General features: G+C 71.2%; 27 protein-coding genes and 4 pseudogenes. 15 read left to right on the top strand and 16 right to left on the bottom strand.

What is annotated here, in order from left to right:
• Window position 1 precedes the first annotated feature (1 nt).
• Window positions 2-1,465 (bottom strand): exopolysaccharide biosynthesis polyprenyl glycosylphosphotransferase, encoded by a 1,464-nt coding sequence (locus ACFY1U_RS37845; RefSeq protein ID WP_390698578.1) that lies wholly within the window; start codon window positions 1,463-1,465, stop codon window positions 2-4.
• A gap of 20 nt (window positions 1,466-1,485) precedes the next feature.
• Window positions 1,486-2,622 (bottom strand): glycosyltransferase, encoded by a 1,137-nt coding sequence (locus ACFY1U_RS37840; RefSeq protein WP_390698577.1) that lies wholly within the window; start codon window positions 2,620-2,622, stop codon window positions 1,486-1,488.
• Between the two features lie 324 nt (window positions 2,623-2,946).
• On the opposite strand from ACFY1U_RS37840, the gene ACFY1U_RS37835 reads away from it, so the two are divergent.
• Complete coding sequence (locus ACFY1U_RS37835) at window positions 2,947-3,279, top strand: hypothetical protein (RefSeq protein ID WP_390698576.1); 333 nt, start codon at window positions 2,947-2,949, stop codon at window positions 3,277-3,279.
• A gap of 364 nt (window positions 3,280-3,643) precedes the next feature.
• On the opposite strand, the gene ACFY1U_RS37830 is transcribed toward ACFY1U_RS37835, so the two are convergent.
• The 4 genes from ACFY1U_RS37830 to ACFY1U_RS37815 all read right to left on the bottom strand — a co-directional run bounded on the left by ACFY1U_RS37830 (window position 3,644) and on the right by ACFY1U_RS37815 (window position 5,424).
• Window positions 3,644-3,964, bottom strand: a complete 321-nt coding sequence (locus tag ACFY1U_RS37830) for a hypothetical protein (RefSeq protein ID WP_389070871.1) — start codon at window positions 3,962-3,964, stop codon at window positions 3,644-3,646.
• 59 nt (window positions 3,965-4,023) lie between these two features.
• A complete protein-coding gene (locus ACFY1U_RS37825) occupies window positions 4,024-4,341 on the bottom strand; it encodes a hypothetical protein (protein WP_390698575.1) in 318 nt (105 codons plus the stop codon).
• 60 nt (window positions 4,342-4,401) lie between these two features.
• Window positions 4,402-4,722 (bottom strand): hypothetical protein, encoded by a 321-nt coding sequence (locus ACFY1U_RS37820; RefSeq protein ID WP_389070865.1) that lies wholly within the window; start codon window positions 4,720-4,722, stop codon window positions 4,402-4,404.
• 306 nt (window positions 4,723-5,028) lie between these two features.
• The gene (locus ACFY1U_RS37815) at window positions 5,029-5,424 is read right to left on the bottom strand and encodes a hypothetical protein (protein ID WP_365831223.1); all 396 of its coding nucleotides are present in this window, start codon (window positions 5,422-5,424) and stop codon (window positions 5,029-5,031) included.
• Window positions 5,425-5,702: 278 nt separating this feature from the next.
• Here ACFY1U_RS37815 and ACFY1U_RS37810 point away from each other — a divergent pair, with 278 nt between their 5' ends.
• The 5 genes and pseudogenes from ACFY1U_RS37810 (at window position 5,703) to ACFY1U_RS37790 (ending at window position 8,962) form a co-directional block, all read left to right on the top strand.
• Window positions 5,703-6,437 carry a beta-glucanase gene (locus ACFY1U_RS37810; protein ID WP_390698574.1) on the top strand — a complete coding sequence of 245 codons (735 nt, stop codon included), beginning with the start codon at window positions 5,703-5,705 and terminating at the stop codon, window positions 6,435-6,437.
• 21 nt (window positions 6,438-6,458) lie between these two features.
• Window positions 6,459-6,938 carry a hypothetical protein gene (locus ACFY1U_RS37805; protein WP_390698573.1) on the top strand — a complete coding sequence of 160 codons (480 nt, stop codon included), beginning with the start codon at window positions 6,459-6,461 and terminating at the stop codon, window positions 6,936-6,938.
• Between the two features lie 74 nt (window positions 6,939-7,012).
• Window positions 7,013-7,510 (top strand): annotated as a pseudogene (locus ACFY1U_RS37800) (DUF5949 family protein).
• A gap of 134 nt (window positions 7,511-7,644) precedes the next feature.
• Window positions 7,645-8,106 carry a tyrosinase family oxidase copper chaperone gene (locus ACFY1U_RS37795; protein WP_390698572.1) on the top strand — a complete coding sequence of 154 codons (462 nt, stop codon included), beginning with the start codon at window positions 7,645-7,647 and terminating at the stop codon, window positions 8,104-8,106.
• A complete protein-coding gene (locus tag ACFY1U_RS37790) occupies window positions 8,090-8,962 on the top strand; it encodes a tyrosinase family protein (protein ID WP_390698571.1) in 873 nt (290 codons plus the stop codon). Before ACFY1U_RS37795 ends, ACFY1U_RS37790 begins: the two co-directional genes overlap by 17 nt.
• Window positions 8,963-8,986: 24 nt before the next feature.
• Here the strand turns inward: ACFY1U_RS37790 and ACFY1U_RS37785 are convergent, their stop codons facing one another.
• Window positions 8,987-9,946: a D-2-hydroxyacid dehydrogenase family protein gene (locus ACFY1U_RS37785; protein WP_390698570.1), complete on the bottom strand. Its 960-nt coding sequence runs from the start codon at window positions 9,944-9,946 to the stop codon at window positions 8,987-8,989.
• 114 nt (window positions 9,947-10,060) lie between these two features.
• Here ACFY1U_RS37785 and ACFY1U_RS37780 point away from each other — a divergent pair, with 114 nt between their 5' ends.
• From ACFY1U_RS37780 to ACFY1U_RS37755, 6 genes are all read left to right on the top strand, one after another.
• On the top strand, window positions 10,061-10,339 hold the full coding sequence (locus ACFY1U_RS37780; RefSeq protein ID WP_390698569.1) for a hypothetical protein: 279 nt from the start codon (window positions 10,061-10,063) through the stop codon (window positions 10,337-10,339).
• A 50-nt stretch (window positions 10,340-10,389) separates the two neighbouring features.
• Window positions 10,390-10,752, top strand: coding sequence for an ArsR/SmtB family transcription factor (locus tag ACFY1U_RS37775; protein WP_390698568.1), 363 nt, complete (start codon window positions 10,390-10,392; stop codon window positions 10,750-10,752).
• A complete protein-coding gene (mgtA, locus tag ACFY1U_RS37770; protein ID WP_390698567.1) occupies window positions 10,745-13,378 on the top strand; it encodes a magnesium-translocating P-type ATPase in 2,634 nt (877 codons plus the stop codon). Before ACFY1U_RS37775 ends, mgtA begins: the two co-directional genes overlap by 8 nt.
• A 33-nt stretch (window positions 13,379-13,411) precedes the next feature.
• A complete protein-coding gene (tatA, locus tag ACFY1U_RS37765; RefSeq protein ID WP_390698566.1) occupies window positions 13,412-13,699 on the top strand; it encodes a Sec-independent protein translocase subunit TatA in 288 nt (95 codons plus the stop codon).
• Window positions 13,700-13,864: 165 nt separating this feature from the next.
• Window positions 13,865-15,586 (top strand): LCP family protein, encoded by a 1,722-nt coding sequence (locus tag ACFY1U_RS37760; protein WP_390698565.1) that lies wholly within the window; start codon window positions 13,865-13,867, stop codon window positions 15,584-15,586.
• Window positions 15,587-15,711: 125 nt separating this feature from the next.
• Complete coding sequence (locus tag ACFY1U_RS37755; RefSeq protein ID WP_390698564.1) at window positions 15,712-16,635, top strand: zinc-binding dehydrogenase; 924 nt, start codon at window positions 15,712-15,714, stop codon at window positions 16,633-16,635.
• 208 nt (window positions 16,636-16,843) lie between these two features.
• On the opposite strand, the pseudogene ACFY1U_RS37750 reads toward ACFY1U_RS37755, so the two are convergent.
• The 4 genes and pseudogenes from ACFY1U_RS37750 to ACFY1U_RS37735 form a co-directional block, all read right to left on the bottom strand.
• Window positions 16,844-17,050, bottom strand: a pseudogene (locus ACFY1U_RS37750) (SPFH domain-containing protein); the annotation flags it as partial.
• 142 nt (window positions 17,051-17,192) lie between these two features.
• Entirely contained in the window at window positions 17,193-17,693 is a 501-nt protein-coding gene (locus ACFY1U_RS37745) for a DUF5994 family protein (protein WP_390698563.1), read from the bottom strand.
• Window positions 17,694-17,699: 6 nt separating this feature from the next.
• Window positions 17,700-17,969 carry a hypothetical protein gene (locus ACFY1U_RS37740; protein ID WP_390698562.1) on the bottom strand — a complete coding sequence of 90 codons (270 nt, stop codon included), beginning with the start codon at window positions 17,967-17,969 and terminating at the stop codon, window positions 17,700-17,702.
• Window positions 17,970-17,974: 5 nt separating this feature from the next.
• A complete protein-coding gene (locus tag ACFY1U_RS37735; protein WP_390698717.1) occupies window positions 17,975-18,352 on the bottom strand; it encodes a DUF5994 family protein in 378 nt (125 codons plus the stop codon).
• Window positions 18,353-18,714: 362 nt separating this feature from the next.
• On the opposite strand from ACFY1U_RS37735, the pseudogene ACFY1U_RS37730 reads away from it, so the two are divergent.
• Window positions 18,715-18,900 (top strand): annotated as a pseudogene (locus ACFY1U_RS37730) (three-helix bundle dimerization domain-containing protein); the annotation flags it as partial.
• 42 nt (window positions 18,901-18,942) lie between these two features.
• On the opposite strand, the pseudogene ACFY1U_RS37725 reads toward ACFY1U_RS37730, so the two are convergent.
• Window positions 18,943-19,041: pseudogene (locus ACFY1U_RS37725) on the bottom strand (PRC-barrel domain containing protein); the annotation flags it as partial.
• Window positions 19,042-19,273: 232 nt separating this feature from the next.
• Window positions 19,274-19,495 carry a hypothetical protein gene (locus ACFY1U_RS37720; RefSeq protein ID WP_390698561.1) on the bottom strand — a complete coding sequence of 74 codons (222 nt, stop codon included), beginning with the start codon at window positions 19,493-19,495 and terminating at the stop codon, window positions 19,274-19,276.
• A 491-nt stretch (window positions 19,496-19,986) separates the two neighbouring features.
• Between ACFY1U_RS37720 and ACFY1U_RS37715 the strand changes: the two genes are divergently transcribed.
• Both ACFY1U_RS37715 and ACFY1U_RS37710 read left to right on the top strand, forming a co-directional pair.
• Window positions 19,987-20,229 carry a hypothetical protein gene (locus ACFY1U_RS37715; protein ID WP_390698560.1) on the top strand — a complete coding sequence of 81 codons (243 nt, stop codon included), beginning with the start codon at window positions 19,987-19,989 and terminating at the stop codon, window positions 20,227-20,229.
• Window positions 20,230-20,332: 103 nt separating this feature from the next.
• Entirely contained in the window at window positions 20,333-20,680 is a 348-nt protein-coding gene (locus ACFY1U_RS37710) for an ANTAR domain-containing protein (RefSeq protein ID WP_390698559.1), read from the top strand.
• A gap of 52 nt (window positions 20,681-20,732) precedes the next feature.
• Here ACFY1U_RS37710 and ACFY1U_RS37705 read toward each other — a convergent pair whose 3' ends face one another.
• The 3 genes from ACFY1U_RS37705 to ACFY1U_RS37695 form a co-directional block, all read right to left on the bottom strand.
• Window positions 20,733-21,317 carry a PP2C family protein-serine/threonine phosphatase gene (locus tag ACFY1U_RS37705; RefSeq protein ID WP_390698558.1) on the bottom strand — a complete coding sequence of 195 codons (585 nt, stop codon included), beginning with the start codon at window positions 21,315-21,317 and terminating at the stop codon, window positions 20,733-20,735.
• Window positions 21,318-21,330: 13 nt separating this feature from the next.
• Window positions 21,331-22,149 (bottom strand): PP2C family protein-serine/threonine phosphatase, encoded by an 819-nt coding sequence (locus tag ACFY1U_RS37700; protein WP_390698557.1) that lies wholly within the window; start codon window positions 22,147-22,149, stop codon window positions 21,331-21,333.
• A gap of 76 nt (window positions 22,150-22,225) precedes the next feature.
• Window positions 22,226-22,819, bottom strand: coding sequence for a hypothetical protein (locus ACFY1U_RS37695; protein ID WP_390698556.1), 594 nt, complete (start codon window positions 22,817-22,819; stop codon window positions 22,226-22,228).
• Between the last annotated feature and the right edge of the window lie 51 nt (window positions 22,820-22,870).

Here is a 22,870-nt window from a genome sequence, read left to right as displayed (position 1 = left end):
CTCAGCTCCCCGTCGGCCGTACGAACAGGACCGCCGTACGCGCCAGGATGCAGATGTCCTGCCACAGCGACCAGTTGTCGATGTAGGCGTTGTCGAAGCGGCACCGGTCCTCGATGGAGGTGTCGCCGCGCAGCCCGTGGATCTGGGCGAGCCCGGTGATCCCGGTCGGCATCCGGTGACGCTCCCGGTAACCGGGATAGGTCTGGCTGAACTTGGCGACGAAATAAGGCCGTTCGGGCCGCGGTCCGACCAGGCTCATGTCTCCGCGGCAGACGTTCCACAGCTGCGGCAGCTCGTCCAGCGAGGTGCGGCGCAGGAACTGGCAGAAGCGGCTCATCTCCTGGTCGTTCGCCACGCTCCAGCGGGTCGCCGCCTCATGTGCGCTGGCGGGCCGGTGGGTGCGGAACTTCAGCAGGGTGAACGGCCGCCCGTCCTTGCCGATGCGTTCCTGCCTGAACAGCACACCGGGCCCGTCCATGATCCGCAGCACCGCCGCGCACACCAGCAGCACCGGGCAGGCGAGCAGCAGCAGCGAGCCCGACAGCACCGCGTCCAGCACCCGCTTGCCCACGCCGACCCGCCGCCGTCCGCGCCCCGGGCACAGCAGCCTGCGCGGGAAGCCCGCCAGATGACCGCCCGCTTCGCGGCGCCCGCCGAGGCCGTACGAGGGCGCGTCCGCGTCCAGCTCCCACACCACGCAGCCGTACGCGGCGAGATCCCGCAGCAGAGCGGTCTTCTCCACCCGGGTGGCGGCGCCCACGACGAGCACCGTCTCCACACCGTTCTGGATGACCGCCCGACGCGCCGCCTGATCCGTGGTCAGCAGCGGCAGCTCGTGGCCTTCACCGGGCCGGGCGAGGACGTCGAGGCCGTCGCCGACCACGCCCACCGGCAGCACTCCGCAGCCCGGCTGGCGCAGCAACGCGGCCGCGACCTTCCGGGCCACCGCGACGGGACCGACCACCAGCGCGGGATCGGGCAGGCGCCGCCGCGCCCGCCGCCCGTGCACCGCGGCCCGGCCCGCGCAGGCCGCCGCACACTGCACCGCGAACGCGCCGGCCAGTACGGCCGGCGAAAGCGGGCGCAGCGGTGAGAGCGCCCCGACAGCCCCCCAGCCGACGGCGATCCGTCCGCAGACGGCGGGAAGTTCGTCGAGCACACCGCGCACCTGGGAGCTGTCGTACAGGCGGGCCCGCCGGTTCAGCCCGAGCACCCCCAGCACCAGCAGGGCGACGACCAGCGGATACCGCGGGGCCCCGGGCACGACCAGGACCCCCAGCAGGGCGGCGCCGCCGTCGACGAGCGGCAGGGTCCCCCGAAAGGCCCGCCGCGGCCGGCTCTCTCTGCGTCCGGCGGGCAGTCGACGTCCGGCTGCGGGGCCGCGCGGGGCGAGAACGGAGACAGCGTGCTCTGCCGCCCGCGGCTGCTGCCCCGTACGAGGGGGAACGGTACTTTCCGCAGTCATCTGGTGATGCACTTCCTGCTCTAGTTGGGTACGGCGACCGGCGCGACAACGACGCCGAGCAGTTCGCCGAGCAATTCGCGGTACACGTCGGTCACGGCGTCCGCCGTCTGCCGCAGGTCGTGGGCGGCGAGCACATGCCGGCGGCCCTGCGCGCCCAGCGCCGCGCGCAGCGGCTCGTCCCTGAGCAACGCCGTCAGCGCCCGCGCCAGCGCTCCGGGGTCCTCGGGCGGCACCAGGCAGTACGGCAGTTGCTCGGGCGGCAGGCTCTCGCGCGCCCCGTCCACGTCCGTGACCACGACCGGCCGGGCGCACGCCATCGCCTCCAGCGGGGCGAGCGCCATGCCCTCCCAGCGGGACGGCAGGACCACGACGTCGGCGGCCCGGTACCAGGGGGCCGCGTCGGACGCGGCACCGGCGAACACCACCGAAGCGGGCGCGCAGGAGCGCAGTAGGTCCGCGTCCGGGCCCTCGCCGACCAGCACCAACCGGGCCCCGGCCACCTGCCGTTCCACCGCGGGCCACGCCTGCAGAAGAACGTCCTGCCCCTTCTGGCGGCACAGCCGGCCCACGCACACGACGAGCGGCCCCGGCCCGGACCGGGAGACGTCCCCCTCCGGCCGGAACCTGAGCGTGTCGACACCGTTGGGGACCACCCGCCACGGGGCGCTGATCCCGCACCGCTGCCCGGTCCGCCGCTCCGCCTCGCTGACGCACACGATGCGCGTCGCCCACCGCGCCCCTGACCGCTCCCAGCCCAGCGCCAGCCGAGCGACGATTCCCTCCGCGGCCTCGAACGACCAGGCGTGCGGCTGGAAGACGGTCGGGAGAGTGCCGCGCACGGCCAGCCGGGCAGCGAGTCCCGCCTTCGCGCTGTGCGCGTGCACCAGGTGCGGCCGCACCTCGCGCAGGATCCGCGCCAACCGCCGTACCTCGCCCGGAAGTCGGTGCCCAGGCGAGCGGGTCGCGTCCCAGCGCAGCACCGTGCAGCCCGGCGCGCGCAGAGCGTCCGTCAGCGTGCCACCCTCCGGACAGGCCACGGTCACCCGCAGCCCGGTGGCGAGCTGAGCCGCCACCAGGTCCGCCACGACCCGCGCGACACCGCCCTCGACGGGCTGCGTGACATGCAGGATGTGCGGCACGCGTGGGGAAAAACGCATGGGAGAGGATGCCCTTCCGAACAAAAGAGTCCGAGCCGGGGCCAGGACGTGCGGCTCGTGCTTCTTGATATAAAAACCCGCACCCGTTCGAGAGCGTGAGGTTCGTTGTTCAACCGGCATCGCTGAAATCACGAGGTGAGCCACTCTAGCCGCTCACCCGTATTTATCTGCGGACCGGTCATCTGTGTCGGAATGGTGGCGTTTCAATGAGCTATTTGTCGCCCCCGATCACCCGTTTGGACTTACGGCAACGGCAACAGGGTTTCCCGGAAGCCGCACTCTCGTTAGGCCGCTCGAAGACGACTTACGAAAGAAAGGCACACGATGAAGACTCTGAAGGCTGCCGCCGTCGTAGCCGGTTCCCTCGCCCTCGCCGGGGTGGCCGTGCCCGCCGGCGCGGCGGACATGCCGGCCGGTGGACTCGTGGACAGCGGGAAGACGGTCGCGAGTGGTGTCCCCACGGCAGCCAAGGTGTCGACGGGCTTCGTGGGCGACAACGTCGGTCAGGTGGCGCAGAGCGTGAAGGACAGCGTGAAGGGCAGCATGAAGGAGGCGGGCATGAAGGGCCCCGTCGTCGGCGGCGCCCTGCCGAACCCGGCCCTGCCGGCGACCCCCGCCGGCGGCAAGCTGCTGGGCGGGCTTCCGATCGGCAAGTAGCCGGGGGATCCGCGATTCGGGTCGGCTCCGCATTCCTCGGGGTCGGCCCTTCGGCATATGCGTCCGCACTTCGCGCGTTGGGCCGAACGATGGATTCGGGGTGACCACAGGCGGAGGACGCCGTTGTTCCTATTGGAATGACCCGCTGGAGCGCCTTTCCCTCCTTGTTGGCGCGCTCCTTGGCGGCCACCTCCTGATCGTGGGGCCTGTCTGCTGCAGATGCGGACAGGCCCCACGGGCGTGTATGGATCCCGGAAAAGAAGCTTAAAAAAGAGCGGGAAAGCGAAGAGTAGAAAAGCGGGCATGGAAAAGCCGATGGCGGCCCACCGGAATTCCGGCGGACCGCCATCGAGTGATGCGCGGCTCAGAAGATGATGCCGCCCGTGTACGGGGCGTTCTGCGACTGGTCGACGGCCGCCGTGTTGCACGCGGCGTAGTGCGAGTTCGGGGCCACCACGCCGCCGAGGACGGCACCGTTGGACCACGGAGCGATGCAGCGGCCGTCGATCAGCGAGCCGTTGATGACGGCGACGCCCTGCTGAGGGGCGTTCACGACGATCGGCGACTCCGAAAAGCCGCTGCCGCCGGTGACGGTGGTGTTGGAGTCGTTGGCCGAGGCGGCGCCACCGGCCGCGAGCACGAGGCCCGCGGCGAGGGCGGTAATGGCCGTAACCTTGTTACGCATGGGATGCGCCTTTCGGTGGGGCGATGGGGGTTTCCGTGCTTCGATGTGCTCGGAGCAGGTCAGAAGATCAGACCGCCCGTGTAAGGGGCGTTCTGCGACTGGTCGATCTTCGCCGTGTTGCATGCGGCGTAGTGCGAGTTCGGGGCCGCGACGCCGCCGAGGACGGCACCGTTGGACCACGGCGCGACGCAACGGAGGTCGGCGACCGAGCCGTTGACGACGGCAACCCCCTGCTGGGGAGCGTTGACGACGACCGGGGACGACGAGAAGCCGCTGCCGCCCTTGACGTCGGTGCAGTCCTCGGCCGCGGCGGTGCCGGCCGCCGCGAGGACGAGGCCCGCGGCGAGGGCGGAAATGGCCGAAACCTTGTTACGCATGGGATGCGCCTTTCCGGGCTGTTTTGGGTGATGCGCTTGCTCCGATGTGCTCGGAGCAGGTCAGAAGATCAGGCCGCCCGAGTAGGGGGCGTTCTGCGACTGGTCGACGGCCGCCGTGTTGCACGCGGCGTAGTGCGAATTCGGGGCCACGATGCCGCCGAGGACGGATCCGTTGGACCACGGGGCGATGCAACGGCCGTCAACGAGCGTCCCGTTGACCACCAGAACGCCCTGCTGAGGGGCGTTCACGACGACCGGCGACTCCGCGAAGCCGCTGCCGCCCTTGACGGTGGTGTTGCTGTCGTTGGCCGAGGCGAGACCGACGCTGCTGACCATAGCGCCGAGGGTGAGGGCAGTGATGACCGCGAACTTCCTGGGCAACTTAGTTCCTTCCTCAATTCACGGTTGCGCACGCTTGCATACCAGGAAACCTTGATATGCGCGTATAAGTCACGGGACGGGCACCTAAACAAGGTTTATTCCGTCGGATGGCGCAATGCCGCAGGTTCCTGGGGGCCGGACCTGATTGGATCCGGAATCCTTGTGGCGTAAATGAACGACAATCCGAAGAGGGAACGGCCGTCGACATGTGTCCGGCCCACCGGAGGGGAGAGGGCCGGTGGGCCGGGCAAATGCTTCGTATGAGGGCTTTCGCCGGTACGGCCGGCTCCTACGGTTTCCGTCTTGTCACTTGCTGAGCAGGCTCCCCAGCCCCGTGGAGGTCGGGGCCTGCAGCGGGTGCACCTGAACGACGCCGTTTCCGGCCGGGTTCCGCACCGGAATCGTGGGCTTCTTGGAAGCGTTCGGGTCCATGCCGTCGAGGTAGACGCCCGAGACGCCCGGCGTCTTCTGCTTGTCGAAGGCGCTACCGTTGGCGAGTTTGCCGTTGCGGGCCAGCCGCGAGACGACGTCGGCCGCGGGCACCACCGCCGGGGTCACCTTGGTCGGGGACATGAGACCGAGCAGGCCGCCCGACGCGGCCGGTGCGGCCGGCGGAGTGGCGGCCGACGCCGCGACGGCGGACCCACCCACGAGGCCCGCGCCGATGGCCAACGCCGCAGTGGTGAAAATTGCCTTCTTCATGATTCACCTCGGTTGAAAGTTACCTCTGATCCGACGGCTGGAGAACATAGCAGTCCATGCCCTCCGTAAAAGCGATGCGTTACTCCATACGCATGAAAGTCGGAGGGGTGAACAATGCTTTGCTTACGGTGCCGTCAAAGGGATTCAGATGGTCGGTGAATCAATTGATCGTATGGTGGGTGCGGTTTCGGCCGGATGGGTAGTGTGAAAGGGGAATTCCAGCGGTGCAGTCGCTGCTTCGGCCGGGGCGGCCGCTTCGCGGCCCTACCCTCACCGCCATGACCGCCGACAGCGCCCAGCCCGTGCCGACCGCGTCCCCTGCCTTCGCCGGCGGCAAGTCGCTCACCTGGTCGGAGGAGTTCGACGCCCCCATCGCCTGGGGGACCAAATGGGTCGGCGACCGAACCAGCGCCTACCGCTACGGCAACCACAATCCGGACGACAACAAGCTCGACTGGCTCAGCCCCGGCTGTGTGACCGTCTCCGAAGGCGTGGCCACCTTCACGGCCCACCCGGCCCGCCACACCCTGGAGAACGGCCGACAGGCCTGGCACACCGGCCTGCTCACCACCGAGTACTCCGCCGAGGGCTTCCAGGTGCGCACCGGTGACTACGCCGAGACCCGGGTCAAACTGCCCTCCGGGACCGGCGCCTGGCCGGCGCTGTGGACCTGGAAGGACGGCGGGAACGAGATCGACACCTTCGAGTACCACCCCGACAACCCGCACCTGCTGGAGCTGTCCAACCACGTCAACCACGCCGGCGCGTATCACACGGATGCCGACACGATCGCCCCGGCCGAGTGGGTGACCATCGGCAGCTGTTACGGCGAGCACTCCGTCGACTGGTACGTCAACGGCGAGCGGGTCTTCCGCGACCGCACCGGAGTGGGCGCCGACTGGTCGGCGTACCTGATCCTCAATCTGTCGCTGAGCGCCGGTCAGTACCACCCGGCCCCCTCCGGTCCGGGCCCCCTCACCTTCGCCGTCGCCCACCTTCGCGTCTACCGCTGAGTGTTCTCGAAAGGAGCCCCCATGCGTGCACTGCCCGCACGGCGTATCGCGTCCGTCGCTCTTGGCGCCGCCCTCCTGGTCGGCATCACCGCCCCGGCCGCCGTCGCGGCCGGCTCCGCCCGGGAACGCACCCGCATGTCGTCCCTCGGACCCGTCCCCGGGGCGGACGAACTGATCCCGCAGGTCAAGAAACTCGGCGACATCGGCGGTGTGCTCACTCCGGTCGCCAGACTGCTCAACGCCGTACTGAAGGCCGACGGCGGCCAGCTGTCCGTCGTCGAGGCGCAGAAGCTCGGCGACGCCGTGAAGGACGCCATCGCCAAGGCCACCCCGCTGCGGACCAAGGCGGTCAAAGGGGATGCGCTGACCGCTCTGAAGAAGGCGGTCGACGCCCTGATCGTGGCCTCCACCTCCGGCGACGCCGAAAAGGTCCCCCCGGCCGTCAGCGGCATGGTGAGCGCCCTGGGCAAGGTCCTCGCCGCGGCGGCAACGGTCGGGTGAACCTCACCCGGGCCGTCGGTCGTTCGGGTGAGAGGGCAGCGGGAGGTTCGGCAGCCCGTCGATAAGGTCGCGCGATGACCTCAACCCCGACCGAAACGCGCCCTGTCCGCCTGACCGACCTCGGCACCCTCGTCGTGCTGCCCTGGAGCGGCGCGGCCGCCGACGGGGGCGACCTGCCGTATCTGCCGGCCGACTCCCTCGGGGACGCCGAGGGCGGCCCGCGTGCGATGTCCGCCGCGGTCGAGGGGCTGCCGGCCGGCAACGGGCTGCGGGTCGGCGGGGGCCTCGTCGACGGCACCACCGGGGACCGGATCGCCGTCAGCCTGTTTCTCGAGGCCGGGCAGGCCTTCGGCACCATGCCGGAGCTGGGTGCCCGGTGCGCCGCTCCGCCCGAGTGACTCCCGGCGGTCGCCGAACGCGGCTACGCCTGTCTCGTGTTCACCGCGCGCCCCTGGCCCGCGGGCAGGCCGGGCCGGCCGATCGAGCCCGCGGCGCCGGCCGCCTTCGCGGGCGCCGAGCAGACCCTGAGGGCCGCCGCTCAGGTGCTCCTGCCGGCCCTCACCCCGCGCTGAGGGCGTCGTCGGCCTGCCGACCCTGACCCGTTTGTGGGATTTATGGACGAGCTGACGTACCGGCTCCGCCGACGTTCCGCGTGGAGACAGCATCGTATGAACGTACTGGTGTTGACCCTACGAGGGAGCGAGCCATGGTCGTCAGTGCCGGTGGAGTACCGAGCGGCGCCGAGCCGCCGGGGTGGCGGGCGACAAGGCGCCGGGTGCTCGTCTGCCTCGCCGCGCTCGCCCCTGTCCTCGCCGCCTCCCGCGCCCCACGGTCCACGGGAGGCGCCGTGGAGGCAGCCGAGTCGGCCTTCGACGAGATCTACCGGGGCCGTCGCATCCGGGGCGCCCTGCTCCCCGCTCCGGGATGCGGCGCCCACGGCCGTGCGTGGCAGGTCACCGTGGACGGCCGCCCGCTGCATCTGATGCGCCGCTCCGACGGCAGCTGGCTGAGCATGGTCAACCACTACTGCTCGTACCGGACCCTGGTGGAGGCCACCCGGGCGGCCGTCGACGAGCTCGGCCCCGGGCAGCGGCTGCGCGACCTGGCGCCTGGCCTGCTCGGCGGAGGGCACCTGCACATGGGGGAACGCCATGGTGTACGTGCGTAAGGACGTGAGCACGCTGACGCGCGACGAGCGGCGACGGCTCGTCAACGCGCTGCTCCAGATCAAATGGCGGGGAGAGTACGACGAGTTCGTGCGGGTGCACATCGCGTACTACCAGGCCGACGGCGAGACCGGTCTGCGTCCCGCCCACATGGGGCCCTCCTTCCTGCCCTGGCACCGCCGTTTCCTGCTGGACCTGGAGCGGGCGCTGCAACGGGTCGACCCCTCGGTGACCGTGCCGTACTGGGACTGGACGCGGGACCGTTCGACGACGTCCGTGCCCTGGAGCGACGACCTCCTCGGCGGCAACGGGCGCAGCGGCGACCACCAGGTGGTCACCGGGCCGTTCGCCTATGCGCAGGGCTACTGGCGCATCCGGGAGGGCGTCATCGACGTCGAGTTCCTCACCCGGGACCTGGGCCGGGCCGACGACCCCATCGAGCTGCCGACCGAGGAGGAACTCCAGGAGGCGCTCGCCGACCCGGTCTACGACACCTCGCCCTGGGACTCCACCTGCGACGAGGGGTTCCGCAACAAGCTGGAGGGCTGGGGGACCGGGCAGGACGGCGTCGCCTGGCGCAATCACAACCGCGTCCACCGCTGGGTCGGCGGTGCCATGCTCGGCGGCGCCTCGGTCAACGACCCCGTGTTCTGGCTCCACCACGCCTTCGTCGACCTGCAGTGGACCCGCTGGCAGCGACTGCACAGGAACGGCGCCCCGCGCTATCTGCCGGCCCAGCCGCCCGGCCCCCGCAGCGGGCAGCGCGGGCGCATCGTCGCCCGGCACGAGCCGATGCCGCCGTGGGGGGTGACACCGGACGAGATGGAGGACGTGAGCGGGATCTACCGGTATGCCTGACCGTTTCCGCGGGAGCCGGCCGTCTCAGCCCAGCCGGCGTACCGGCTCGCCGTCCAGGAACGCCCGGATGTCCTCCACCGCCTCCCGGTAGTACGTCTCGTAGTTCGCCCGCGACACATACCCGAGGTGCGGTGTGGCGAGCAGCCGGGGAGCCGTGCGCATCGGGTGGTCGGCGGGGAGGGGCTCGATGTCGAAGACGTCGATGCCCGCGCCGGCGATCCGGCCCTCGTGCAGCGCGGCGAGCAGGGCGTCCTGGTCGACGATCGCGGCGCGGGAGGTGTTGATCAGATAGGCGGTGGGCTTGAGGAGGGCGAGTTCGGCGGGGCCGAGCAGACCGCGGGTGCGCTCGCCCAGGGCCAGGTGGACGGAGACGTAGTCGCTGTCGGCCAGCAACTCCTCCTTGGAGGCGGCGAGTTCGACGCCCACCTCGTCGGCGTACTCCTTGGTGAGGTTCTGGCTCCAGGCGCTGACGTGCATGCCGAAGGCGGTGCCGACCCGGGCCACGCGGCTGCCGATCTTGCCGAGGCCGAGCAGTCCCAGACGGCGGCCGTGCAGGTCGGCGCCCACCGTCTGCTGCCAAGGGCCGCCGGAGCGCAGGGAGTTGCTCTCCTCGACGATGCCGCGGGCGAGGCCGAGGAGCAGCGCCCAGGTCAGTTCGACGGGCGGTGTCGAGGTGCTCGCCGTGCCGCACACGGTGACGCCGTGCGCCTCGGCGGCGGCGTAGTCGATGACGCTGTTGCGCATGCCGGAGGCGACGAGCAGCTTCAGCCGGGGCAGGCGGGCGAGCAGTGAGGCCGGGAAGGGAACGCGCTCGCGCAGGGTGACGACGATGTCGAAGTCGGTCAGGGCGGAGGCGAGTGCGTCCTCGGTGTCGAAGTGTTCGGCGAAGCTGACGGCATCCACCCGGTCGGCCACCGGCGACCAGTCGGCGAGCTCCGTCGCCACCTGCTGGAAGTCGTCGAGCACAGCGCAGCGCAGCCGCACGGAGGTCCCTTTCGTCGGCGGGGTAGATCAAGTAAGCCTTTAAAAATTGCGCAAGCCGAGAACCATTACACTCGCCACTCCATGCCGCAGGCGTCCATCCATCGGGGGAGATACATGCGGTTCGTGTGCGTACGGGCCATGCTCGTGACCGGTGTGCCGGCCGTTGCCGCCGCCGTGTTCCTGTTCCTCGGGTTCGGAGCCGACGCGTTCGCTGGGCGGCCCTACGTCGGACAGGGGCTGATCACGGCGGGGCTGGTCGCCGGCGCGGTGGCCGCCGGGACGGCCCTCGGCGACGTCGCCTGGTTCCTGATGGCGGCTCGTGGCCGCTCCGAGCCGGACGACGCGGCGGCAGGGGGCACCGAGACGGAGGTCCGGGCGCAGCCCGACACCTAGAATGGCCCCGCGCGGTGCGGCGCGGCTATCGGGTGGGACGGGAGAGGACTGTGGCGGCAGACATCGGGGGCTTCGAGGATCCGTCGGCCGAGGTACTGGCCGAGGCGGCCGCCGCCTTCGGACTGCTGGCCTCCTCGGCCCGGCTGCACCTCGTGTGGGCGCTGGCGCAGGGCGAGAGCGATGTCACCCACCTCGCCGACCGGGTGGGCGGGGCCCTGCCCGCGGTCAGCCAGCACCTGGCGAAGCTGAAGCTCGCGGGGCTCGTGCGGTCCCGGCGGGAGGGGCGGCGGCAGATCTACTTCGTCGACGATCCCGACGTCGTGACCGTGGTCCGGGTGATGGTGGGGCAGCTGGCCGCGCGTGCCGACGGGTCGTCCGCGCCCGTGCACCCGCTGCGCGGGGCCGGTGGCTGACATCAGCGCGGCCCCGGAACCGGGCCCCGGGGCGTTCGATTCCGCAGAAGGGCCGGGACCGGTCGCCGACGCGGGGCGGGGCCCTTCAACCCTGCTGCAGACGCTGCGGAGCCTGGACAGCGGGCCGCGCGGTCTGACGGAGGCGCAGGCCGAGGAGCGGCAGGCCCGCTTCGGGGCCAACACTCTGCCGACGCACCGGGAAGCCTCCTGGCCGGGGGCGCTGCTGCGCAGTCTGCGCGATCCGTTCACCGCCGTGCTGCTGTGCCTCGGGCTGGTGTCGGCGGCCGTCGCCTCCTGGGGCACCGCCTGTGTGATCCTCCTGCTGGTCGCCGTGAGCTGTGTGCTGCGCGCGTCGGGGGAGCACCGGGCCGGCCGGTCCATGGCCGCCCTGCGCGGCCTGGTCGCCACCACCGCCACCGTCCTGCGCCGCGCCGGGGAGGATCTCCCGCCGGACGCCAGGGAGATCCCGGTGGAGGAGCTGGTGCCGGGCGATGTGATCCGGCTCGGCCCCGGCGACCTGGTTCCCGCCGATGTACGACTGCTGCGCGCGCAGGGCCTGACCGTGCATCAGGCCGTGCTCACGGGCGAGTCGGCCCCCGTGGCGAAGGACGCCGCCGACGGACCGGGCGTGGCGGCCGGGGGCCCGTTCGACCGGCCCGAGCTCTGCTTCCAGGGCAGCAGCATCGCGTCCGGCAGTGCCACCGCGGTCGTCGTGGCGACCGGCGCGCGGACCCGGTTCGCCGCGGCGCACGGCCGAGGCGACGCCCGGCCCGAGGCCAGCGCCTTCGACCGGTCCGTGCACGGCATCTCGTGGATCCTCATCCGGTTCATGCTGCTGACCCCGCCGCTGGTCCTGATGGCCAACGCCGCGCTGCGCGACCGCGGTCTGGAGACGCTGCCGTTCGCGGTGGCGGTGGCGGTCGGGCTGACGCCGGAGATGCTGCCGGTCATCGTCACCATGTGCCTGGCCCGCGGCGCCTCGCTGCTGGCCCGCGGCCACGGGGTGATCGTCAAGCGGCTGCCCGCGCTGCACGACCTCGGCGCTGTCGACGTGCTGTGCCTCGACAAGACCGGAACGCTCACCCAGGACCGGCCGGTCCTCCACCAGGCCCTCGGCCCGGACGGCCGGGAGGACCCCGAGGTGCTGCGCTGGGCCGCGGTGAACGCCTGGTGGACCCTGCAGCTCGCCGATCTGCCCGCCCCGGACGCCCTCGACGACGCGGTCCTGGACGCGGCCGACGAGGACGACGTCATGGCGTACGACGGGGTGGCGGCCCTTCCGTTCGATCCGCTGCGGCGGCTCGCGACCGCCGTCGTCCGCACGCCGGGACGGCTGGGCACGCACACCCTGGCCGTCAAGGGGGCCGCCGAGGCCGTGCTGGAGCGTTGCGTACTGGAGGACGACGAGCGCGGGCGGCTGCTCGCGCTCGCGGCGCGGCACGCGGACGACGGGCTGCGGGTGCTGGCCGTGGCCACCGCGCACTGTCCCGCGCGGATCCGCGCGTACACGGCCGCCGACGAACGCGGCCTGGACTTCCGGGGCTTCGTCACCTTCAAGGACGCGCTCGCCCCCACCGCCGCCGAAGCGCTCAAGGTCCTCGCCGACCGGGGTGTCGCCGTCCGGATCCTCACCGGCGACCACCCGGGCACCGCCGTCCGGGCCTGCAGCGACCTGGGGATCGCCGTACCGCAGGACGGTGTCCTCACCGCCGACGCCATCGACCGGCTCACCGACGCCGAACTCGCCGCGGCCGCCACCCGGACCGTCGTCCTCGCCCGCTGCAGCCCCGAGCACAAGGCCCGCTTCGCCGCCGCCCTGCGGGCCGGCGGGCACACCGTCGGCTACCTCGGTGACGGGGTCAACGACCTGCCCGCCCTGCGCGCGGCCGACGTCGGCATCGCACCGCGCGGCGCCGTGGCCGTCGCCCGGGAGAGCGCCGACGTGGTCCTAGCCGACAAGGACCTCACCGCGATCGACCACAGCATCGCGGCCGGACGGTACTCGGGCGGCAACATCGCCACGTATCTGCGCATCACCCTCTCCTCCAACCTCGGCAATGTCATCGCGATGCTCGCTGCGGGCCTCCTGCTGCCCTTCCTGCCGATGCTGCCGGCCCAGGTGCTGGCGCAGAACCTGTGCTTCGACGCCGCCCAACTGGCCTTCGCGCACGACCGGCCGCATCCGTCGGTGCTGCGCCGCCCGACGCTGCTGCGCCCGCGTGACCTGCTGCGCTTCATCATCGGCTTCGGCGTCCTCAACGCGGTCGCCGACCTGGCCACCTTCGGCGTGCTGGAGCTCGCGCTGCACGGACCCGGGGGGCTGGACGACCGGGCGGTGTTCCACTCCGGCTGGTTCACCGAGAACCTGCTCACCCAGGCCCTGGTGATGGTCCTGCTGCGCACGGGGCGTCTCGCGGTGGGGCGCGGACCCGGGCCGATCGGCTGGGCGGCGGGCGCGCTGGCCGCCGTAGGACTGCTGCTGCCGGTCTCACCGCTCGGCTCGCTGCTCGGGCTGACCCCGCTGCCGCTTCTCTACTACCTTCTGCTGGCCGCCGTTCTCGCGCTGTACACCGTCGGACTGGTGGCTGTCAGAAGGGCACCTTGGTTGTACAGTTGCGCAACGTAGCAACCATGCGAGAAGTGAGAAGGGGTGGGCGGGATGCTCCGCAACGGACTGGAACCCTGGCACCTGCTGGTCCTGGCAATCGTCATCATCTTGCTGTTCGGCTCCAAGAAGCTGCCCGAGGCCGCCCGCGGTCTGGGCAAGTCCATGCGCATCCTCAAGAGCGAGGCGAAGGCGATGAAGGAGGACGGCACCGCCCCGGCGCCAGCCGCCCAGCCGCAGTCCGAGCCGGCGTCCGACGCGACGGCCGCCCGCGTCATCCAGTCCTCCCCGGGAGATGCCGCATCGGCCCGTCCGGTGACCGAGGACAGCACGGTTCGCTGAGCCGGAGAGGCGTGCCGGTACGGTGTACCGACCCGGCGCAGGTGGGAGGTGTGACATAGCCCACCTGCGAACGGGATAACGCTTGCTATATTGCGCAATCAACCAACCCGAGGGGTGCGCCGTGGCGCCGTCGGTTGGCGTCGGCCACAGCGTAGGGAGTGGGAGTTGAGCGACCCCTGGGGCGGAAATCGTGGCCATGCGGCCACCCGAGATCGTTCAGCAAGTGTTCCGCGTCAGCGCGAGTCCGATGACGGCACGTCCCGCCCACCGCACGGAGGCCGGGCCGCGGCCCGGCAGGCGGCACGCTCCCGGGGGCGCGGCGCGGGCCGCCGGGCCAAGCCCGTCGCCCGGCGCAGAAGGATCGGCCGCATAGCCCTGTTCACGGTGGCGGCGCTGATCCTGGTCACGGCCGGAGCAGGTGCCTGGCTGTACGAGCATCTGAACGGCAACATCAAGAGCGTCGCGATCGACGACGGCGCCGGCGGGAAAGAGAAGGCCGACGCCTTCGGGCGGACCCCGATCAACATCCTGGTGATCGGCTCCGACGGCCGCAACAACGCGGCCGACTGCAAACTGGGCGGCGGCTGCGGCAAGGCGAGTGCGACCGTCGGGCACAACGCGGACGTGGAGATGGTGGTGCACGTCTCCGCCGACCGCTCCAACGCCACCGTGATGAGCGTCCCGCGCGACACCATGACCCACGTCCCCGCGTGCAAGGACCCGGACAGCGGCCAGGCGACGTCCGGCTACTACGGCCAGATCAACAGCGCGCTGCAGTACGGCGCGGCCTGCCAGGTCAAAACCATTCACCAGCTCACCGGCATCACCATCGACCACTTCGTGATGCTCGACTTCGCCGGAGTGGTGAAGATGTCCGACGCGGTCGGCGGCGTCGACGTCTGCGTCAGCGACAACGTCTACGACACCTACTCGCACCTGAAGCTCGCCAAGGGCACCCACACCCTCCAGGGCGATGCGGCGCTCGAGTTCGTCCGCTCCCGGCACGGCTTCGGCGACGGCAGCGACCTGGGCCGTACCGTCTCCCAGCACCTCTTCCTCAGCGCCATGATCCGCAAGTTCAAGAGCGCGGGGACCCTGACGGACCCGGGGAAGGTCTACTCGCTGGCGGACGCCGCCACCAAGGCGCTGACCGTGGACACCGGCCTGGGCAGCGTCACCAAGCTGGTGAACCTGGCGACCGATCTGAACAAGGTCCCGTCCAAGCGGATGACGTTCACCACGATGCAGACCGCGGCCGACCCGACCAACGCCAACCGGGTCGTCCCCGCGGCCTCCGCGAGGTCGCTGTTCGCGACCATTGCGAACGACCAGTCCCTGACCTCGGACAGCGGCAAGAAGAAGACGTCCTCGGCGTCCCCGTCCGCGTCGCCGGCGGCCACCGTGCCGGCCTCCGAGGTCGCCGTACAGGTCGAGAACGGCACCACCACCGGCGGACGCGCCTCCGTGATCGCGCAGGCCCTCCTCACCAAGGGCTTCAGCTCGAACACCACCACGGGCAACGCCCCCGCGCAGTCGTCGAGGACGACGATCACCTACGGCCCCGGGCAGAAGGCCGAGGCCCAGACGGCGGCCTCCGCCCTCGGACTGCCCGCCTCGCACCTCACCCAGGGCGGCAGCAGCGGCGTGGTCCTCGTCATCGGCAGCGACTGGCCGAGCGGCACGGCGTACGGCTCCTCGGGCGGCTCGTCGGCCGCCGCTCCCGCCGACACGCACGCCGCGGTCGCCGACGCGCACGCCCAGACCGCCGACAAGGCCAAGACCTGCGCGAAGGTCAGCCCGTACAAGACGGTGCAGATCAACGGAGTGCCGATGACACCGTCCCAGGCGTACGCGGCGGCGAGGAGCAAGGAGGACTCGGCGCCCTGATCGATTCTGCCGCTGCGTGAGTCCGGCGCGTCCGGGGCGAAGCCGCAGCCGCGCAAGCGGACCGGCGGTGACGAAAGGGCGGCGGTTCAGTCGGTGGTTACAAGTCGTGAACCAAGGGGGAAGACATGCCCGTTCGTGCTCTCGTCGTCGATCCGTCCGCAGCCGCGGCCGTCCGCCTCGCCGAGGTGCCCGACCCCGTGCCCGGGCCGGGCCAGGCCCTGGTGGACGTCTCCCACGCCTCGTTGAACTACGGCGACCTCAACGACGCCCGCTCCGGACGCATCCCGGTGGGCGCGGTGCTCGGTTCGGACGCCGCCGGAGTGGTCGTCCGGGCCGCGGCCGACGGAACCGGTCCGGCGGTGGGCACCCGGGTGGTGGCGCTGACCGCGGGAGCGTTCGCCGAGCGCGTGGCGATCGACGTGGGTGCGCTCGCCGAAGTGCCGAAGGGCCTGGCGTCTGCGCAGGCCGCGGCTCTGCCGGTCGCCGGAGTGGCGGCACTGCGCTCGCTGCGCGCCGCGGGGCTCGGACCGGACAAAAGGGTGCTGGTCACCGGGGCCTCCGGCGGGGTCGGCCGGTTCGCGGTCCAGCTGGCGGCGCGGGCCGGTGCCCATGTGATCGCGTCGGTGGGCTCGGCAGCCCGCGCGGCGGGGCTGACCGAGGCCGGCGCCGACGAGGTGCTGATCGGACTGGAGGGACTCCACCGACCGGTCGACGTGGTCGTCGACAGCGTCGGCGGCCCTCAGCTGGTCGCCGCATGGAACCTGCTCGCCCCCGGGGGCAGCGTGCAGAGCGTCGGCTGGACTTCCGGGGAGCCGGCGGTCTTCGCGCCGTATGCGACCGTCGGCCCGGCCAAGTCGCTGAACTCCTTCGTCATCGAGGGCGATGCCGGCGCGGACCTGGCCGTTCTCACCGAGCTGGCCGCTGAGGGGTTCCTCCGGGTCGAGATCGGCTGGCAGGGCTCCTGGGACCGCTTCGAAGAGGCCGCCGAGGCCCTGCGCGGACGCCGTGTCTTCGGAAAAGCGGTCATGGCACTGGGAAACCCGCTCTGACAGCAAAAACGCCCTCCTGAAGGAGGGCGGAGACTGGGCGCCCCCGGCAGGACTCGAACCTGCGGCCAAGCGCTTAGAAGGCGCCTGGCGAGGGCACGGCTGCTGTGCCTTTGACCTGCTCTTACGTGATGGCCTGAGCGGTAGTCAGTGAATCTTCCGGCGTTTTCGGGAAGGATCCCGCTGGTACCGACTACTACTGGGTACGTGACAGCACCTCGGTCTGCACCGACACCTTCCGCATCCGGTCCCCGATCGGCCGGATGACGCGCAGGCCGGGCCCGCGGATGTCCGGCAGCAGCCGCCCGAAGCGGAACACCACGCCCTTCTCGTACTGCTGGACGTTGCGCAGGCTCAGGGCGACCAGGACCAGCCCGACCGCGGCGAACACCACCAGCACAGTGATCAGAACACCCATGGTTCTCACATTCCTTGCGTCGATGGCGTCCCCGCACCCGAGCGGTCCGGAAGGCAGACGGCACGGGAGGACCCCGGCCTGTTGTCCGTGGTGCGGCCGGGGTCCCGGGCTGCTGTCGCAGGCTCTGCTGTATCGGCCCGGTTCAGCCGGGCGAACTTTGCGCTACGTCGCTCCGGTCGGCCCGGGTGATGCCGGTGGCGGCCAGGATCCGCTCGGCCGAGACGGCGTTGTCGTCCTGTACGGCCATGGCCATCGCGGCACGCGCGGGGCCGGTACCTGCTCCCGGCGGGATCACGAGGAACAGGAAGTGGTCCTGGTCGCCACGGGTGACGATCATGGTGTTGTCGCCCACGGCGGACCAATCGATGCGGACCATGTGCCCGTCGACGAACAGATGGCCGGGGGACCCGTCCCAGTCGCTCGCGTCGAGGCCCACGCGGGCGATGGGGCCCAGGCGAGCCGTCAGCGCGGTGAGGAGACCCGACAGTTGGCTCTTGAGGTCGCGTGTCCGCGGCCACCACGCGCCGTCGAACGTCCCCGTGCGCCGGGCTGTCGTCTCCATCCGCAGGACCGCGGTGCCGGGAAGCACCGGCTCACTGCTGGTGTCCGCCAGAAGCCTGACGGGGTGCGTGGCGGGGAGCATGGCGACTCACTTCCCCGCCGTCCGGGTCCGGCGCCGTGGCCGGAGCCGTCCGCGTCCCCCGTCGCGGTGGTCGCGGCGATCACCGGCGCTACTCGTTCCGCCACGGCCGCGATGCCTCTGCGGGGCCGATGGTGCCAACCCCCGGACAGCGGACCGGGAGCGGCCGTAGTGGAAAGCGGCGATGCGCTCGTCGTGCTGGTTGTTGAGCAGGTGGATCAGGAGCACGCCCACAACCACCATCGCCAGGAGTGCCATCACGGCCACGAAGGTCTCCATGACCCTCACCTGCCCTTCGCCGGATGCGGTGTCGGCAGGGCGGCTGCCGGAATGGCAACTACCGGAGCAGTAACTGCCGGGATCCGTGGACGGGGGGTCGGACCGCGGGCCTCACGGCCTCCTTCAGCGTCCCAGACGACCTCCACGGCCCGGTCGGTCGCCGTCACGGTACGCAGACGCGCCGCCTCGTCCATCAGCCGGCCCGTGGCCGACGTGCGCAGCGGGTCGCTCACGGCTGCCATCAGCCAGGCGGCCGAGACGCGAGTCGTCTGCGGATCGAGCAGGGCAGTCAATGAGGGAAGTTCCGCCCCCGGATAACAGGAGCGGGGCCACCAGGCGCCATCCAGCACAGCCGCAGCCGAACCGGTGGGAGCCGGCGGCATGCGGAGAGACGGAGAAGAGGGCCGGTCTTCGAGTGTCGGCGCGTACGAAACGGTCGCGGTCATGATGCGAACCCTGCTCCGGGCCGGTCGGAACCGGCCCGGTGTAATCAATCGCCGAAAACGACACAAGCATGAAGGCCGGTGCTCGAAATACCCTCGGTAACACCAGTCTACTCCTCCGGCCGGCTGTACGGGCCCGCCCGCAGGTCGACCTGTCCCAGATGGCCAGTTGATGAACAGATCCGGCGGGCCGTTCCACGGACGCGATCCGTGCAAGTGTGGGAAGTGGACGGGCCGACGCCGAGCACCCGGATACCGATCGGCTGCCGCGGTCGGCCGTCTGTGACAGTGAGGAGCGCGCCATGGGCGCGAACACGGCCGAGACCGCGTTACCCGACACCCTTCTGAAGCTCGCAGACCATCTGACGGCCTCCTACGCCGGCCTGCTGACGCCCGCGGTCGTGCGGGAGGTGGTGCAGGACTGCTACCAGCCGCTCAGCAACGCTCGTATCGCCGGCTACGTGCCGATCCTCGTCGAGCACAACAGCCGCGCCAGGCTACGACAACTCGTCCGACGCCCCGGTCCCACGGCTCTCCACGTAGACCGCTTCGAGCACGCCGATCCTGTGCCCCTTCGGGTCGACGACGTCAGGGGTGCGCCATTCGCGGATGTCGGCTGACTGGATCATGCGCCGTCCCTCCCGAGCGGGACACCGGTCGATGCGGGCCGCGGCTCTTGGAAGGTCGCGGCCTGGCCGGAACCGGCCGTGCGGCTGTGCCAACGACTCCGGCGCAACCACGCCGGAGTCGCCCTTCCGGGCGGCTGCACGTGAGAGTGAGCCAACCCACGATCCATGTTACTGCGGCTGGTGCGGCTCGCACCCTTGATGGATACACCGGTGCGAGGGGTCCATGACATGCTCACCCGCGCAGCAACCGTTGCGTGATCTCCCGGTCCGGTCCCGCCGGCCCTCGTGGCGGACGCGCCGCGGCTCCGCGAGGCCGGAAGAGGAAACCCGTCCGGGCCAGGTTCGCCGTGTAGGAGTACGAGCCGGGGCCGGGCCCGGAGACGCGGCGGCGCGTGAGGGTGTGCAGCATTCCCGCCACCGGGGTGATGCCGCTGCCCGCCGTCACCGTCAGCATCCGCGGCGGCAGCGGATCCTCCCCTGGTGACCACCTGCGCCTGTACCGGAGCCTGCATCCAGATCATCGCCGGGCTCCGGATCGCGGCGATTTCCTGAGTTCCGCGGAGTCCGGCGAATCGGGAAGGTGGAATGCGGTGACCGCATGATCCGGAGTGGCATGGCCCTACGTCGTGCTGCCGGTCAACGCCCGGCAAGCTCCCTTGTCAACGCGGTGTCGACACCCGGGCAGGATGCGGTCCTCCCACCACGACAGGGCCATCACAACGGCGAGTAGGACGAAGGGGATCGAAGCCGGAACGATCAGGCGTACATGCGTACCGCGCTCACACCAGCCCTTGCCGCGCTCCCTGAACAGCCGGCAAGTGGCCGTCCGCTCGGGGTGCGAGACCGTTACATGGGGCGTTACCAGCAGTCACCTGGCAGGGCTAGGCTGTCCGAACAGGCCCCGGCCCCCGGCAGTGATGCTCTGTTCCGCTCCGGGGGGCCGTCGTGTTCGTCCTGCTTCTCGTCCTCATCGTGGTCCTGTTCGGCTTCGGCTTCCTCAATCCCATCTGGTGGGTGGCCGCGGCCTCGGTCGTGCTGGTGTTCGGCGCCGCCCAATACGGCCGCCGTGGTGAAGGCGGGGGCTGGGACCGTGGCGGCAGTTCCGATCGCGGGGAGTACCGGGACCGCCGTCGGCATTGGGCGCGGCGGAGACGCGAGGTCCGTCGGGACAGCGAGCCCCGCAGGTGACCGACACACGGCCCGCCCTAGCAGTCCACCGCGGCCGGCGAACGACCACTGGCGTGCCGCCGACCGCCTATGGACAGGATGACTGCGTTGTGAGGTACGCACCATGCACCAGGTGACCACGCCCCGTGAGGAGCAGCCGCTGTCGACGGCTACGACTGCGGCTCTGCTGGCCGAGGTCGTCGAACTGCGCGCCAGCAACGAGCAGTTGGGGCGGGCGCTAGCGAGCCGTGCGGTGATCGACCAGGCGCGCGGCATGGTGATGGCCCTGGCGCCCTGTACCAGTGAGAGGGCCTGGGATCTGCTGGTGGACGTGTCGCAGCGCTGCAACATCAAGCTCCGGGACGTGGCCGCGGCGCTGGTCGCCACGACGAAGGACGAGGCGCTCCCGGAACGGGTACGACAGGAGCTGCGCCAAGCACTGCGGCGCCTCCGTTCGGCGGACCGGAGATGACGGCGTGCGCGCCCGGCGGTCGTCCTGTCGGCTCATCGCCCGTTCGGCCCGGTCATGTGCTGTCGGGGAGTGGGAGGGGCACGCTGGTGTGTGCGGTGCCCGAGGCGCCGTAGGGTGTGGTGGCGGGTGTCGTGGAAGTGGCGCTGAGGGCGAGGAGGGCGACGTCGTCGGCGGGTCCTGCGGGGAATGCGTTCAGCAGCACGGTGAGATCGCTGATGATCGCGGCGGCGCCGAGGGCTCGGTTGGTGGCGGCGTGGTGGGTGAGGTGGGAGGACAGGCCGCTCTCGCCGAACCGGGCGCCTCGGGGAGCACGGGCCTCAGTGAGTCCGTTGCTGTAGAGGAAGAGCGCCTCGCCGGGCAGGAGTTGAACGGTCCGGGAGACGAAGTCCGCGTGGTGCAGAGCGCCGACGAGCATCCCTCCGGCCAGACTCACCGGCTCGGTTCGGGCGACCGCCCGTTCGGGCCCATCACGGCGGGCGGGCCGCAGATGCTGGGCCGGGAGATGGTCACCGCCGGCCAGGGTGAGGGCGAAACCGCCGGCAGGGCCGGGTGCGAGGGTACCCAAGACCAGGGTGCAGAAGCCGCTGCCGTCGGAGGATGCGGACAGCAGCGGAGTTGAGCGTCCGCAGTACGGCACACGGGTCCGGTTCCTACAGGGCTGTGGTGCGCAGGGTGTAGCGGATCAGCGAGGTGAGCGCGGCGGCGGGTGCGCCCCGGCCGCTGACGTCACCGAGGAAGAACGCCCAGCGCCCGGCGCCGAGCGGGAAGACGTCGTAGAAGTCGCCGCCGACGTCGTGGACCGAGGCGGTGGTGTAGTGGCAGGCGGCCTCCAGGCCCGGCACCTCCGGGAGCGCCGGGGGCAGCAGGGTGCGCTGCAGGGTGGAGGCGTACGCGGCGATCTCCGACCGGTCCCGCTCGGCGCGCTCGCGTGCCGCGTGTTCGACCTCCACCAGTTCCCGTTCCACACGGAGCATGCGCAGGGCGGACAGCCGCAGTTCGAGTTCGTCCATGACGAGCGCGGCCAGATCGGTCAGGGCGGTGGCCTGGTCCGGTGTGATGCGGCGCGGCCTTGTGTCCAGGACGTCCACGGTGCCCAGGCGCTGACCGTCGCCGGTGGTGATCGGGGCGGCGGCGTAGAAGCGCACCCGGGCCGGACCGGTCACCAGACAGTGGGCGCGGGCGACCGGGTCGTCGAGCGTGTCGGGGACGACCAGAGGGCCGCCGGTGAGGATCGTCGAGGTGCACAGCCCCGGGTCCCGGCCGATCTGTGTGACCCCCGCCAGGCCGTACGCGGCCTTGAACCAGACCCGGTCGGTGTCCACGATCGTCACCGTGGCGGACGGAGCGTCGAACAGGCGGGCGGCCAGCGCGGCGATCCGGTCGAAGGCGCCGTCGGGCGGAGTGTCCAGGATGTCGTAACGACGCACCGCGGCGATCCGCCGCGCATCCTGCTCCGGCGACAGCTCCACGCGTTCCTCCACCGCTTCTCAACGCTTCCACGTCTTCGCGCGCGACGCACCCGGCCGGCGCGGACGACGCAGGCGACTATTCGGACCGTTGGGTCCGGTCATTGTGCGCGAGGCCGTCCGGATGCTCCGTGGTGCGCTCTCCGAGGGGCAGAAGCAGTACGCACAGGACGGTCGGGGCGCGGAGGACATGGCCCGCCTCCTGCCAGCCCCACGCCTCCAAGGCGGCACGGGCCGAACCGTCGGACTGGTCCACCAAGGCGACACCGAGCGAAGACTGATGGTCGGCAAGCAGACGCTGCTGGAGCCGGCGGGCGAGCCCGCGGGCGTACTGGTGCGGATGGACGACGGTTTCAAGGATCGCGAAGACGTGTCCGGACGCGGTCAGTTGCTCCAGGTTCTGCGGCAGCGGCCCGTCGAACCCCTCCCACCAGGAGCCGTCACGCGGCACGGGGAATCCGAAGACACAGCCGGTCAGGGACCGGGCCTCGGCGACCAGCATGTCGAATCCCGGCAGTTTCACGCCGTCCGTCAGACGCCACAGGAACTCCTGCCGGCCGCGGAACTCCTCGCCGGGCGGGGTGACGGACGACTCCACGTACAGATCCGCCAGGTCCTCCCGCAGTCCCTCGGCCTGCCAGCGGTTCAGCCGGCGCAGCCGCACCGTGTCCATGGCGGACGGCTCCGAGCCTTCGGGTTCGTGTGATTGCCGCGGAGTGCGCAT

Origin of the sequence: Streptomyces sp. NPDC001351, assembly GCF_042896045.1 — a bacterium.
Classification (GTDB): Bacteria; Actinomycetota; Actinomycetes; order Streptomycetales; family Streptomycetaceae; genus Streptomyces.
This window is presented reverse-complemented; position numbering and strand designations above follow the sequence as displayed.